General features: G+C 39.7%; 14 protein-coding genes and 2 pseudogenes. 7 read left to right on the top strand and 9 right to left on the bottom strand.

Annotated elements, in window-relative coordinates; genetic code table 11:
- Positions 1-215 precede the first annotated feature (215 nt).
- Together HEQ36_RS25465 and HEQ36_RS25460 are read left to right on the top strand one after the other, a co-directional pair.
- Positions 216-662: an anti-sigma regulatory factor gene (locus HEQ36_RS25465; RefSeq protein WP_053540297.1), complete on the top strand. Its 447-nt coding sequence runs from the start codon at positions 216-218 to the stop codon at positions 660-662.
- Between the two features lie 159 nt (positions 663-821).
- Complete coding sequence (locus HEQ36_RS25460; protein WP_168635058.1) at positions 822-1,193, top strand: hypothetical protein; 372 nt, start codon at positions 822-824, stop codon at positions 1,191-1,193.
- Between the two features lie 151 nt (positions 1,194-1,344).
- Here the strand turns inward: HEQ36_RS25460 and rimI are convergent, their stop codons facing one another.
- Positions 1,345-1,866: a ribosomal protein S18-alanine N-acetyltransferase gene (gene rimI, locus HEQ36_RS25455; protein ID WP_168635059.1), complete on the bottom strand. Its 522-nt coding sequence runs from the start codon at positions 1,864-1,866 to the stop codon at positions 1,345-1,347.
- 130 nt (positions 1,867-1,996) lie between these two features.
- On the opposite strand from rimI, the gene lysA reads away from it, so the two are divergent.
- From lysA to HEQ36_RS25440, 3 genes are all read left to right on the top strand, one after another.
- The gene (gene lysA, locus HEQ36_RS25450; RefSeq protein ID WP_168635060.1) at positions 1,997-3,409 is read left to right on the top strand and encodes a diaminopimelate decarboxylase; all 1,413 of its coding nucleotides are present in this window, start codon (positions 1,997-1,999) and stop codon (positions 3,407-3,409) included.
- A gap of 100 nt (positions 3,410-3,509) precedes the next feature.
- Positions 3,510-4,463 (top strand): diadenylate cyclase CdaA, encoded by a 954-nt coding sequence (gene cdaA, locus HEQ36_RS25445; protein WP_168466666.1) that lies wholly within the window; start codon positions 3,510-3,512, stop codon positions 4,461-4,463.
- A complete protein-coding gene (locus tag HEQ36_RS25440; protein WP_168635061.1) occupies positions 4,460-5,209 on the top strand; it encodes an isoprenyl transferase in 750 nt (249 codons plus the stop codon). The genes cdaA and HEQ36_RS25440 overlap by 4 nt, the downstream gene beginning before the upstream one ends.
- A 54-nt stretch (positions 5,210-5,263) precedes the next feature.
- Here HEQ36_RS25440 and HEQ36_RS25435 read toward each other — a convergent pair whose 3' ends face one another.
- Both HEQ36_RS25435 and HEQ36_RS25430 read right to left on the bottom strand, forming a co-directional pair.
- Positions 5,264-5,530 (bottom strand): DUF3143 domain-containing protein, encoded by a 267-nt coding sequence (locus HEQ36_RS25435; protein ID WP_053540303.1) that lies wholly within the window; start codon positions 5,528-5,530, stop codon positions 5,264-5,266.
- A gap of 50 nt (positions 5,531-5,580) precedes the next feature.
- Positions 5,581-6,051 (bottom strand): J domain-containing protein, encoded by a 471-nt coding sequence (locus HEQ36_RS25430; RefSeq protein ID WP_039204865.1) that lies wholly within the window; start codon positions 6,049-6,051, stop codon positions 5,581-5,583.
- Positions 6,052-6,157: 106 nt separating this feature from the next.
- Here HEQ36_RS25430 and HEQ36_RS25425 point away from each other — a divergent pair.
- Positions 6,158-6,370, top strand: a pseudogene (locus tag HEQ36_RS25425) (type II toxin-antitoxin system Phd/YefM family antitoxin); the annotation flags it as partial.
- A gap of 215 nt (positions 6,371-6,585) precedes the next feature.
- Positions 6,586-7,059 (top strand): DUF29 domain-containing protein, encoded by a 474-nt coding sequence (locus HEQ36_RS25420; RefSeq protein ID WP_168635062.1) that lies wholly within the window; start codon positions 6,586-6,588, stop codon positions 7,057-7,059.
- Between the two features lie 280 nt (positions 7,060-7,339).
- Here the strand turns inward: HEQ36_RS25420 and HEQ36_RS25415 are convergent.
- From HEQ36_RS25415 to HEQ36_RS25390, 6 genes and pseudogenes are all read right to left on the bottom strand, one after another.
- Positions 7,340-7,438: pseudogene (locus HEQ36_RS25415) on the bottom strand (Uma2 family endonuclease); the annotation flags it as partial.
- Positions 7,439-7,447: 9 nt separating this feature from the next.
- Positions 7,448-8,047 carry a hypothetical protein gene (locus HEQ36_RS25410; RefSeq protein ID WP_168635063.1) on the bottom strand — a complete coding sequence of 200 codons (600 nt, stop codon included), beginning with the start codon at positions 8,045-8,047 and terminating at the stop codon, positions 7,448-7,450.
- A 59-nt stretch (positions 8,048-8,106) separates the two neighbouring features.
- A complete protein-coding gene (locus HEQ36_RS25405; protein WP_168635064.1) occupies positions 8,107-8,517 on the bottom strand; it encodes a hypothetical protein in 411 nt (136 codons plus the stop codon).
- A 292-nt stretch (positions 8,518-8,809) separates the two neighbouring features.
- A complete protein-coding gene (secF, locus tag HEQ36_RS25400; RefSeq protein WP_168635065.1) occupies positions 8,810-9,778 on the bottom strand; it encodes a protein translocase subunit SecF in 969 nt (322 codons plus the stop codon).
- Complete coding sequence (gene secD / locus HEQ36_RS25395; protein WP_168635508.1) at positions 9,775-11,187, bottom strand: protein translocase subunit SecD; 1,413 nt, start codon at positions 11,185-11,187, stop codon at positions 9,775-9,777. Before secD ends, secF begins: the two co-directional genes overlap by 4 nt.
- Before the next feature lie 443 nt (positions 11,188-11,630).
- Positions 11,631-12,614: an alpha-ketoacid dehydrogenase subunit beta gene (locus HEQ36_RS25390; RefSeq protein WP_039204864.1), complete on the bottom strand. Its 984-nt coding sequence runs from the start codon at positions 12,612-12,614 to the stop codon at positions 11,631-11,633.
- Positions 12,615-12,833 lie beyond the last annotated feature (219 nt).

Genomic DNA, 12,833 nt, shown 5'->3' with positions numbered 1-12,833 from the left:
TTTCCTAGACTTTAAATTTTTCCTTAACGATCGCTTGACAATCAAGACAGTCGCTACAGGAAATGGACAAGGTATTGATTAATGATGAGGATAGAGTTAAAACCAAAGTATTTAGTTTTATCTCTAATCTAATCATCACCATTCCTAAATGTGAACTTCTCAAATCACAAAAAACACCACTACTGTTCAATTACTTTCTATTTAAGTCACGGTCAATGCTTAGCATAGTGCAGCAAGACCATCGGACGGTAAGGAGCGATCTTAAGCTCTTAAATCCAGTACAACAATGGTTTGAAGAATTCTGTCAGCAATATTTACCTAAATATGGCTGGTCAGATAGCCAACTTTATCGTCTCAACCTAGCTTTAGCAGAAGGTTTTACCAACGCAGTTCGTCATGCTCATCATGCTTTACCACCGGAAACAACTATAGAAATTCAAGTCAGTTTATGGACTGATAGGCTAGAGGTGAGAATTTGGGATTACGGAAAACCATTTAATCCCGATGTAATCACTGAGCCAGAACCGGGGACTCTACAAGTGGGTGGATATGGATGGTTTTTACTCCGCCGCTTGGCGGATAAAGTTGTATATGAACGTGATTCAGATAGTAGAAATTGCCTGTTAATTGTTAAATATTGTTTAGAAGAACGGCAAAATTAAAAATTAGTGAGCTAATCGGCATTTAAAAGTCAAAATAATTACATTTTTAGTTATTTTGTGGTGTTTGCTATAATCAGAGAAAACTAAAAAACCTTTTTTCTCTACGAAGAAATAATTTTTAAAGAAGAATTAATATTTTATTAGCACAGAGAAAGAGACATGACCTTTAAAAACTTGCAATTTAATTTTGAGAAAATCCGCCCCTGGCTAACCCTGTTAGCGATCGCCTGGTTATTAGCATCATTGGGATTGGGCTGGTTAGTTAATTCCTTGGTAATTATTTTGGGTTTACTGTTTCTTTTGCCTGTGATAGCATTCTTTGGGTTTCGCTGGTGGTTACAAAAGAATTTAGTTACTAACCAGTGTCCTGTCTGTGGGTATGAATTAACAGGGATAAATAACAGCCAAGTACAATGTGCTAACTGTGGTGAACAATTATTAGTGAAAGACTTTCAATTCCAACGCTTCACACCAGAAGGAACAATTGATGTGAAAGCCGTTGAAGTGCAATCCCAATCACTGGAAGATTAGGAAGTTGTCAGTTGTCAGTTGGAATATAGTAGTTCGTCAAATTTATTTTGACGGGTAATAATAGGAAAAACTTCTGTTTTCCCTCCCCTACTCCCCTACCCCTCTTCTCCCCCTACTTGCCTTTACCCGTCATTTTTGGATTGACAGACCACTAGAAGGGTGAATTCATGAAAGTTGCCCATTGATCTAGATTTTTGAGAAAATGTGGTTGTTGTAGTTCAGACAGCCAGAGAATTAAGGCATCCTCATTGTTATCTTTGTAATAACCCCGTCGTTTTCCCGCAGTCTTGAAACCAAATTTTTGATACAAAGAAATAGCAACGTGGTTAGAATCACGGACTTCGAGGGTAGCTCTCTCCAAACCAATATCAGCCGCAGTTTGCAGAAGGGAATATAATAGAGCTTTTCCCAGTCCTTGACCATGATATTGGGGATGAACTGCCAAAATTGTAATGTGTGCTTCCTCTAAAATTGACCAAAAGCACCCCATTCCTAACAATTCGGAGTGATTAAAAGGTGAAAATAAACCCAAAAAATGACTATTAGGACTTTCTAACTCCCGCAGGTAGCCTTCCATAGTCCATAAACCATCAAAACAGGCTTTATCTAGTTCTAATAGTTCAGTTAAATTATCTGTGGTTAAAGGTTGAATTTTTAAGTCGGATGAAATCACAATTTTTGAGGATTGAGGAAGGTTAATTATCAATTACCAATTATCCATTACCATACCAATGAGAGGGTAAACTGGAAATCAGGACATATACTCATGGCCTGATTTTTCACAAAGACAACTCTTATTAGTTATGGTATCGACTTACCCCGTCGAAGTTCAACTTTCTGGCCGTCAATATTTACAGTCAACAAGCGGTGACAGTGCTGATATTTCTCCTAATCAACAACTCTTACCTTTGACGGCGAGAGTTAATGATCATGATCATCTAGAAATCGGTGGGTGTGATGTCACAACCCTAGTTGAACAGTTTGCTTCACCTTTATATATTTTAGATGAGGAAACCCTGCGGACAGCTTGTAGGCAATATCGAGATACCTTTAAGGAATATTACAAGGGAGAATCTCAGGTACTTTATGCTTCTAAGGCATGGAATTGTTTAGCGGTTTGTGCCATTGTTGCCTCAGAAGGTTTAGGAATTGATGTAGTCTCCGGTGGCGAACTTTATACTGCGTTGAATGCGGGTATGAGTCCTGATAAAATTTACTTACATGGAAATAATAAATCTCATGATGAGTTGGTTTTAGCGATTCAGTCTGGATGTACTATCGTAGCGGATAACTGGCATGAATTAGATATGCTGGTGAAAATAGCAGGGGAGAAAACGGAAAATTCTTTTCTTTCGCCCATTCGGATCATGCTACGCTTAACTCCTGGGATAGAATGCCATACTCACGAATATATTCGCACTGGACACTTAGATAGTAAATTTGGTTTTGATCCCCATGATTTACAAGAGGTGTTTGCTTTTGTGAGTCAACAGCCTAGTTTAAACTGTGTGGGGTTACACGCTCATATTGGTTCACAAATTTTTGAACGTCAACCACATAGAGATTTAGCCGCTGTGATGGTGCAGTGGTTAAGAGATGCGGCTAAACATGGTTTGCAGGTGACAGAATTAAATGTTGGTGGTGGTTTAGGGATTAAATATACAGAATCTGATGATCCACCAAGCATTGCCGAATGGTCTAAGGCAATTTGTGAGGTTGTACAAGCTGCTTGTACATCGGAAAACTTGCCTTTACCAAAGTTACTCTGTGAGCCAGGGCGATCGCTTATTGCCACATCTTGTGTCACTGCTTACACGGTTGGCGCTACCAAGGTGGTTCCTGAAATTCGCACCTACGTGGCGATTGATGGCGGAATGTCAGATAATCCGCGTCCTATTACCTATCAATCAGTTTATCGGGTGGTGGTTGCGAATAAAATATCTGATCCTTGCACCGAAATTGTGACATTAGCGGGTAAACATTGCGAATCAGGAGATATTCTGATTAAAAATGCCCAACTGCCAAAAACTGAAGCAAATGATATTCTCGTAGTTATGGGAACTGGTGCATACAATTACAGTATGGCATCTAACTACAATCGCCTCCCTCGACCGGCAGCAGTTGTAGTGGCAAATGGCGAAGCAAATTTAATTTTGCAACGCGAAACTTATCAAGACTTGATTCGACAAGATCGCCTACCAGAAAGACTTAAATAGTCCGTAGTCAGTGGTCAGTGGTCAGTGGTTAAAAAATCACAAATGACAAATGACGACTGACAACTGACAACTGACAAATGACTATAAGAATCCAGATGTCATGAGAGATTGGTGGAAGCAATGGCTGATAAACCTGGGAGATTGGTCGCAGTCCTTGCTCCTTGGGACTCTGGATATGGTGTTGGTGCTGGCACTGACATACATGATCCTGATGATTATTAGTGAACGGCGCACATTATGGATGGTGCGAGGGTTTATAGTCTTAATGCTTTGCTCGGCGCTCAGTGGCAAGTTAGGATTACCTTTGCTAAATTTTGTTCTCGAAAAATTGGTGATTGGCTGTGCTGTGGCTATGGCTGTGGCGCTGCAATCAGAATTTCGCCGTTTTTTGGAACAATTGGGACGTGGCGAATTTTGGCAATTATTTCAAAATAATGCCAGAGCAATTCCTAAGTCCGATAGTGTAATTGATGAAATTGTTGATGCAATTAAAGAGTTATCAAAAAATCGTATTGGCGCTTTACTAATTTTGGAAACCACAGGGCCTATTGAAGAACAAGATTTTTCAGTCCCAGGAGTGAAGCTAAATGCTGAAGTTTCCAAAGAACTGATCCAAACTATTTTTCAACCGAAAACTTTGTTACATGATGGAGCAACGTTAATTCGTGGTTCGCGCATTGTGTCATCTGGTATAATTCTACCACTTTCAGGACGCACAGCGTCGCGGCAGTTGGGAACACGCCATCGGGCAGCAATGGGAATTACTGAAAGGGTCGAAAATTGTATTTGTGTTGTTGTATCAGAAGAAACGGGTTCTATTTCCTTAGCGGAAAAGGGAACTCTATATAGACCACTAACTATTAAAAAGCTCAAAGAGTCTTTAGAAACTCGATTTTCTCCGACTGTAGATCGGGAGGCTCATGCACCTGGTCTTTTAAGTTTAGTTCGTCAACTTGGTGATAAATCACTAAAATTAATGTCCCGGCTACTTGGCTTACCTTGCCTTCGACACGCTACCCGTAGGGGTACGACTGCTTCTCAAGATAAAAAATGAAAACACAACAAACTGAATTGCAATATTTACCTCTTGATTTAAAACAACAATTACTACCTCAGCACGTCGCGGTAATTATGGATGGTAATGGCCGATGGGCAAAAAGTCGTGGTCTACCCCGCATGATGGGTCATAAGGCTGGTGTCAATGCTCTCAAGGATTTGCTGCACTGTTGCAAGGACTGGGGAATTAAAGCACTAACTGCCTATGCTTTTTCAACGGAGAATTGGCAAAGACCAGAGGAGGAGGTGGAATTTTTGATGAATCTATTTCAACACGTTTTACGCCAAGAACTGCGGGAAATGGTGGAGGAAAATGTGCAAATTCAGTTTGTGGGTAATTTATCGGCTTTACCACAGGCTCTTCAGGCTGAGATTTCCCATTCTATGGATCAAACTAAGGATAATCAGAGTATCCGGTTTACAATTGCGACTAATTATGGGGGTAGGCAGGAGATTTTACAGGCTTGTCGGGCGATCGCTCAAAAGGTTAAAGAAGATTTACTACAGCCTGATGATATATCTGAAGAAGTATTTGAAGCTCATTTATATACGGCTGGAATAGCAGATCCAGATTTATTAATTCGCACCAGTGGGGAAATGCGATTATCTAATTTCCTACTTTGGCAAATGGCTTATAGTGAAATTTATATTTCTGATATTCTTTGGCCGGATTTTAACCGTCATGAATTTCATCGCGCTTTATCTGCTTATCAACAACGAGAACGTCGTTTTGGGAAGGTGTGACAATTATCAATCAATTCAAGAGGGCGCAGGCCCTGCGCCCCTACCTCCCCCAGATTATGGTCCTGAAAAAACGGCTTCTTCAATGTCTTCCCGACTCAGGGAATATTTAAAGGAACGTTGTATATCTTGACGGTTTTCTCCTGATTGAAAATAGCGAACTGTAATTTGTTCAGTATCTAACCAAAGTTCCGCTTCCCAACTAGATCGTTGGACACGCCAACAATGTAGTTGGGTATCGTCTTGTTGACAACCTTGGTTTTTTAGCCATTGTTCGATTTGTGGTAAAGAGTGACTATATAGGGGTGTATCAGCGGCAAGCATAAGCAGTTCAATTCAGAATTATTGGTGATTTTAGAGGTGGGAAATTGAGTTTAACTAATTGCTTCTCCACGGAGAATGGCGATCGCCAGAGCTAATAGCATACAACCAACAATGGTTAACCCCAAAATAAATAATACAAATATTTCTCCAGCAGACAAGGGGCGATCGCTTGCATCCAAATACATTGATTTGGAAAAATCGTAGGGTTTATGCACGGAGTGATTTAAATCTGGTGGGACTTGAATGACACCAAATCGAGAATAGCCAATTTTTAAATCATAGTTTAAGCGCCGTTCTGGATTACTCAGGGTAGCGTAAGCTGTGTTGATTTGCTGAAATTGAGCCGTAGCAATATTAGCAGGTAATTCTGTCGTATCTGGATGATAGAGTTTACTCAGTTCCCGATAAGCACGACGAATATCAATTACTGATGCTCCGGGATGGAGTCCTAGCAGGGAATAATAAGTAGTATTGCTGCTTTGTGGGACTTCCCCATGATGATTTACGTTTTTTTGAGTCACTTTACTCAAATAAGTTTTTTTATATTCTAAATCTCTTGGGTAGCTATAGCAGAAATAGCCACAAAACATCTTATAATGTGTATTATTCAGCATTTTATTAGATGCGATGCAAACTAGAATTAATCTCCAAAATATCCAAACTCTTACCGATTTCAAACGTAACGCCAAAGACTACGTAGAGAAAATTAAGTCTACAAAATCCCCACTGGTGCTGACTGTCAATGGCAAAGCTGAGGTTGTAGTGCAGGAAGCACAAGAATTTCAACAGATGTTAGATCGACTGCAAAACCTTGAGGAAGAACTGCAAAAACTCAAATTAGCACCGCAAAGCACTGTAAGTAGGTGAACACAATAAAACCAAACTGTGTAAAGAAATGTAAAATCGCCCAAACCCTCTTCACTCTTGCCTCTTGCCTCTTGCCTTTTGCCTTGCCATAACGACAATTTTCAACGCTCACCTACTTAAATTAGGAAATTCTGCATGAGGATTTTTATGGGGTATAATCAAATTATATTATTTTTTGAGGTGGAAATATGCAAACTTTAAGCACAAATAACTTAAAAAAATTATATAAATCAGACTATTTAGCCTGGTATGAGATGACTTTGGAACAAATAAAAAATGATCAATTAAATGATTTAGATTTAGATAGTTTAAGTGAGGTTTTAGAAAATTTGGTTAGAGATACTAAACGTAGTGGGGAAAGTTATTTGAGACAAATCATCATTCATTTATTATTAATTGAATATTGGGAAGCAGAAAGTATAAATCGTCGTCATTGGGCAGCAGAAATTGTTAATTTCCGCAATGAATTAGAAACAGATATGACTAGTAATTTAAGAAAACACCTAAACGAAGAAAAAGAAAATAATTATCAAAAAGCTATTAAGTATGTGATAGCAAAAACAGGATTAAAGAAAAACACTTTTCCTGAGCAATGTCCTTATACTTTAGAACAGTTAATTAATGATGATTGGTTTTCTGATACTATTAATATTCAATTTTAGGCGCTCCATAAATTAGGAATGATTTTAATGGTTTTGTGAGATGGTTAAGTTTGATGTTTCATCAAAAATAATCAGTTCTAAGTCTTCAGTGCAAAATTAATCGAATATTTTAAATGTTGGGTTTCCTTGCGTCAACCCAACCTACACAAAGCTTAAAACGTGATCATTACGTATTGAAATGTTGGGTTTCCTTGGGTCAACCCAACCTACACAAAGTGTATTTTTTTATAAAATGTCAGGGTCAATATTCAATTCTCTTAGTTTGGCCGCTAAACGTTCTCCTATCCTCACCTGTATCTTTCAACAAGGCTTCAAAGGTTTCCCAGCTAACGTTATATAAAACCGTTCTTTGTTCAGCAGTAATTGACTCCAGAGGCATATACAATACCTATTCCATCACGATACTAGATAAAATACCGAGAATTTTACCGATATTATTAATATAATAATCTGTCAAGTCAATTTCTACCACTTGATTAATAAGTTTTAAAAATTTCCAGTTAGTACCAGTGGTGACAGTACCATAAATTGTTTGAATATTATTACCTTCACGTTCATTAAACATTCTGGCGGCTATCATTTCTGCTACACATTGTCCTAAACCTGCATTAATATTTTCTTTTTTAGCTTCTACAATTGTGACAACGGGAGCATTAATAATTAATAATTCAGGTGAACGGCTAATAATGAAATCACAATTACCGTTTAATCCTTGTTCAATGTCTACTGTAAAATCAATCCCTGAAAATAAACTGATTTGATTGTTTAAATATTTTCTAGCAGCTATTAAAATCGGCGCAATTATCATTTCAGAACGGGATTTTTCAGTATTACTAGCAAGTGCTAAAGGTAGATTTTCTTTTAATACTTCTGTTAGTAAATCTGGACATTCAATTTCTGGGATAGATGCAAAAATATTAACTTTATCTATAATCGTTAAAGCAAAGGCTTTTCTAACTTTGTCTAGAGTAAATTCACTATATGACATTTGAGTTATTCCTGTAAATTACGCACCCTAAATGACTTCGCTTCGTGCCTATTCCCTGATTATTGACAAACCCATTTCCATAAAGGATGAGAAGATCCTTGTTGACGAATCCGATAAAGTTGCTTTTTTAAATTTTCCTGTTCTTGCAATGGTAATCCCCATATAATATTACGACTTTGCCAAACTAAAACAGAAGTCGTCATACCAATACATAAACTTAAACCCAGTGTAAATAGAGGATGAAAAATCAGTGTATATCGTAGTCCTACCCAGGTAAAATATTCTTGTAACAAAGAAATTTCAGTTCGTAAATTCCATAAGCAAAAAGGGGCAATAGTCAGCCACAAACAACTGGCAAATAACCATCTGCCATATACTCTTAGCCTATGTAGTTTTTGTAATTGTTGAGCAAAAGCCGGGTCTAATTCCACTGTCTCTGGTTCAATTTGTGGTTCTTCAGGTTTATCCATAGGAAAGATATACTGTGCGCCGATAAAATCTAGTTCAAAATCTCGTTCCCAGTCTCCGACTGGGAATGCTCATCATTGCGGCTCTGCCGCTAGTTATACTCAACACGGTTGGGACATGGACTTTTGTAAAATCACGAAAAACCTATTCTGTTGCTTGAGTTAAGATTTTACTCTTTTCTCTCCTTATTACGATACAAGGGGTTTAGTGTAGTAAGGAGGCAGAGCCTCAACGGAGACATTCCCAGCCAGAGGCTAGGAACGAGTGAAGCCAGAGGCTAGGAGTGAGTGAAATTTAACTTTCTTGAGAACTTATAGGAGTTGCAACTGAGTAATTTCCACTGCGTTCTCGCCACCAAATCAGGAGTGTACTAGCAATGAAGATACTAGAATAAGCTCCCATTAAAAAGCCTACCATTAAAGCCAAAGAGAAATAATGGAGGGTTTCTCCACCAAACAGGAAAATAGCAAATAGTGTTAATAAAACTGTTAAAGTGGTGTTGATTGACCTAGACAAAGTTTGGTTAACTGCATCATCAACAATTTCAGCAATTGGTTGTTCAGGATGGAGTTTGATGGTTTCTCGAATGCGGTCATAAATCACCACAGTATCATTGACAGAGAAACCTGTGATAGTTAGCAAAGCAACAATGAAAAGACTATCTACTTCAACGCCGAAAACTAACCCTAAAATTGAGAAAACTCCAGTTGTTACCAGAATGTCGTGAAACAAAGCCACAATAGCTAATAAGGCATAGTCCAACTGAAACCGGAAAGCCATATAAACAGTTATCCCGACAAAAGAAACTATTAAAGCTAAGATTCCCGAAGTAAATAATTCCTTCCCTAAAGTTGCACCAACGGAGTCAATTTGATTTTTTTGGGGGTCGAAAGTGCCAATTTTTTCAGTTAAGGCATTTTGCAAATTACTCCGCTGTTCTGTTTCCAGGTTTTTGGTGCGAATGGTAATGCCATTTTCCTGTCCATTTTCCGAGATTAACTGAATGCTGCTGTCTCCAAGTCCTTGGGATTTGGCGACTTCTCGAACTAGGTTAATATCTATGGGTTGGTCACAGTTACCAGGTTTGTCACAGTCCCGCACAAATTGCAACCTGGTTCCGCCGATAAAGTCCAAGCTGGGACGCAGAGGTGCTTTGATACTGGGATTGAGTGTGGATATCACCATGGAGATGATCCCCACCAGGATAATCACAGCGGAAATAGTCCACCAAGTACCCCGTGCCTTGTTAATATCTAGTCTCATTGTGCCACTCCTGTCTTATTTGCTACTGGCACATTAGGAGCATAAAGTTGTGTGTTCCGCAAAGAGGGAATAGAAATAACTAAAAACATCAATGTGCGACTACAAGTAATTGCGGTAAACATACTCACCCCTACGCCTAAAGCTAAGGTAAGTGCAAAGCCTTTGACTAATCCTGAACCTAACCAAAATAATGCAGCACAAGCAATCCAGGTAGTAACGTTACTATCTAAAATACTGGAAAAGGCGCGGTAAAAACCAGATTCTACAGAACGATATAAAGATTTACCTGCTTGTAATTCTTCTCTGGTGCGTTCAAAAATCAAGACGTTAGCATCAACAGCCATACCAATACTGAGAATAAAACCTGCAATTCCCGGCAAAGTGAGGGTAACACTTAGTAAACAAAATGCAGCCCAAGTCAGTATGGAGTAAATTATTAGTGAAACATTGGCTATCATTCCCGGTAGGCGATAGTACCACACCATAAATATTAATACTAAAGTCAGACCACCAATACCAGCGTAGATACTTCTTTGAATACTATCTTTTCCTAAAGTAGCGCCTACTGTTCTTCTCTCCGCAATTTCCACAGGAACGGGTAATGCACCACCGCGCAATTGTACCCCTAAATCATTAGCCTCTTGGGCTTGAAAACGACCCGTAATAATAGCAGAACCACCAGTGATTCCAGTAGCAGCGTGTTCTGGTCCTACGGTGGGTGAACTGATCATTTCATTATCCAGAAAAATACCGATACTCCGACCTGTTCCAGCCAGGTCTTTTGTCAGTCCAGCAAAGAGTTCTCCACCCTTTTGGTCAAAACGGATAGCCACATTCCAGTTAGTGCCTTGATTGGGTTCACCGTAGGCATCCTTGAGATATTTGCCGGTGAGGGGTGGGTTGGTACTTTCAAACAATTCGGCGATCGCTTGATTATTCTTTTGAAACTCTTCCTTATTTTTATCAATCGCGGCTTGATCTTTGGATTTTTTCAACTCTTCTCGCTTAGTTTTCAGATCGTTGCGTGTAATCTGGAAAGCAAAAAGTTGTGTTTCTGTATTCGGTTTTTGGATACGGAACTCTAATTGCGCTGTACCACCTAATACTCGTTCTGCTTGTTCTGGGTCATTTACACCCGGTAGTTGTACGGATATTTTATCCGTACCAATAGTTTGAATTAATGGCTCAGAAACACCAAGACCATTAATTCGCCCTTCGACTACTTTTTTCACAGCTTCCAATTCTCTTTCGGTGATTTGGGGAATTTCCGCCGTTGGTTTCACCTGAATAGTAAGCTGTGAGCCACCCCGTAAATCTAACCCCAAGGGGACAGGAATTGTCAGAATCACCGTAATAGCGGCGATGACCAAAACTATAATTAACGCTAATAGCGATCGCTGTTTTTGCATACTATCACTCACAACTAACAAAGGTTATAATAACGTTCTTTGATTGCGTTGTGAGTAGAAGTTTGAGTTGACACTCCCCGGTCTAAAGACGCGGGGATTCTTAATAGAATAATTGTCAAGACAACTGCTCGAATAATATCCGCTTTTCAGGTATTACCTTAGATGTACGGTTCTTGCCCTGATCCTGTTTGCCATTACTGGCAGAATCATCTCTGACAAGCGTAACTTTCCGAGAGTCCCCCGGTAGCTTTTTATGTCTTTAGTGACAATTTAATTGTATCACGAATATTGAAGGCAATCAATTCGCCCGTGTGCGTTTTCCCCTGCGGTTTGAAGACGCGAAGCTCCCAACGCTACCGTGTTCCTCTTGTGGTCAGTAGTCAGTGGTCAGTGGTTATTGGTTCACAGCAACGAACAACTGACAACTGACAACTGACAAATACCTAAACTCGCAAAGCCATCATCTTCTGGACGGCTTCTACGATTTGTTCTGGTTGGACAATAGTTAGGCGCTCAAGATTACCGTTGTAAGGTGTGGGAATATCTTGAGAAGAAAGCCGCAATACAGGTGCATCCAATTCATCAAATAAGCGGTCATTAATCGAAGCGGTTAATTCTGCACCAATACCCCCGGTTCTCATACACTCTTCTACAACAATCACCCGGTGAGTCTTGCGAATTGATGCGCCAATAGTTTCAAAATCAAGAGGTTTCAGGGAAATTAAGTCAATAACTTCTGGATCATAACCTTGTTTTTCCAAAGCTTTCACAGCTTGCAGCACATGATACCGCATCCGCGAATAAGTTAAAATCGTCACGTCCTTACCTTGACGGACAACCTCAGCCTTATCTAGCGGTAGTACATATTCTGTTTCTGGCAGGTCTTCTTTTAAATTATAAAGTAAAACGTGTTCAAAAAATAATACAGGGTTGTCATCGCGGATAGCTGCTTTCAGCAATCCTTTAGCGTTATAAGGTGTGGAACAAGCCACAATTTTTAAACCAGGAACAGCTTGGAAATAAGCTTCGAGACGTTGGGAATGTTCCGCACCTAGCTGTCTACCCACACCCCCAGGACCACGAATCACCATAGGGATTTTAAAGTTACCACCGGAAGTGTAGCGTAACATACCCGCGTTGTTAGAAATTTGGTTGAAGGCGAGGAGCAAAAAGCCCATATTCATCCCTTCAATAATCGGTCTTAACCCAGTCATAGCAGCCCCTACAGCTATACCTGTAAAGCTATTTTCTGCAATGGGGGTATCTAAAACTCGCAGATCACCATACTTTTGGTGTAAGTCTTTAGTAACTTTATAAGAACCGCCGTAGTGTCCCACGTCCTCACCCAGAACGAATACGCTAGAATCGCGTGCCATTTCTTCGTCAATAGCTTCCCGCAGGGCGTTGAAAAATAGTGTTTCTGCCATTTAGACCTTTATTACATTTTATCGTTATAGAATTTTATCGTGCCATTGCCCCGAATACCGTCAAGCGTAGCACTGTTGTTGAGAACAAGAAATAATTTTCATATATTTTACAGCAGAATTCAGGAGTCAGGAGTCAGAAGTAGGGGAAGTAGGGGGAGTAGGGGGAGTAGGGGGAGTAGGGGGAGTAGGGGGAGTAGGGGGAGTAGGGGGAGTAGGGGG

This window comes from Anabaena sp. 54 (genome assembly GCF_017355725.1).
Classification (GTDB): domain Bacteria; phylum Cyanobacteriota; class Cyanobacteriia; order Cyanobacteriales; family Nostocaceae; genus Dolichospermum; species Dolichospermum heterosporum.
The sequence above is the reverse complement of the archived record's forward strand: the minus strand, read 5'-3'. Positions and strand labels throughout refer to the sequence as shown.

Coding starts and splice junctions, on each gene's coding strand:
- HEQ36_RS25460 (WP_168635058.1), top strand. CDS start 822: ATGACCTTTAAAAACTTGCAATTTAATTTTGAGAAAATCCGCCCCTGG.
- lysA (WP_168635060.1), top strand. CDS start 1,997: ATGGTATCGACTTACCCCGTCGAAGTTCAACTTTCTGGCCGTCAATAT.
- secF (WP_168635065.1), bottom strand. CDS start 9,778: ATGAGACTAGATATTAACAAGGCACGGGGTACTTGGTGGACTATTTCC.
- HEQ36_RS25435 (WP_053540303.1), bottom strand. CDS start 5,530: ATGCTTGCCGCTGATACACCCCTATATAGTCACTCTTTACCACAAATC.
- HEQ36_RS25390 (WP_039204864.1), bottom strand. CDS start 12,614: ATGGCAGAAACACTATTTTTCAACGCCCTGCGGGAAGCTATTGACGAA.
- HEQ36_RS25465 (WP_053540297.1), top strand. CDS start 216: ATGCTTAGCATAGTGCAGCAAGACCATCGGACGGTAAGGAGCGATCTT.
- HEQ36_RS25405 (WP_168635064.1), bottom strand. CDS start 8,517: ATGGATAAACCTGAAGAACCACAAATTGAACCAGAGACAGTGGAATTA.
- HEQ36_RS25420 (WP_168635062.1), top strand. CDS start 6,586: ATGCAAACTTTAAGCACAAATAACTTAAAAAAATTATATAAATCAGAC.
- HEQ36_RS25410 (WP_168635063.1), bottom strand. CDS start 8,047: ATGTCATATAGTGAATTTACTCTAGACAAAGTTAGAAAAGCCTTTGCT.
- HEQ36_RS25440 (WP_168635061.1), top strand. CDS start 4,460: ATGAAAACACAACAAACTGAATTGCAATATTTACCTCTTGATTTAAAA.
- cdaA (WP_168466666.1), top strand. CDS start 3,510: ATGAGAGATTGGTGGAAGCAATGGCTGATAAACCTGGGAGATTGGTCG.
- secD (WP_168635508.1), bottom strand. CDS start 11,187: ATGCAAAAACAGCGATCGCTATTAGCGTTAATTATAGTTTTGGTCATC.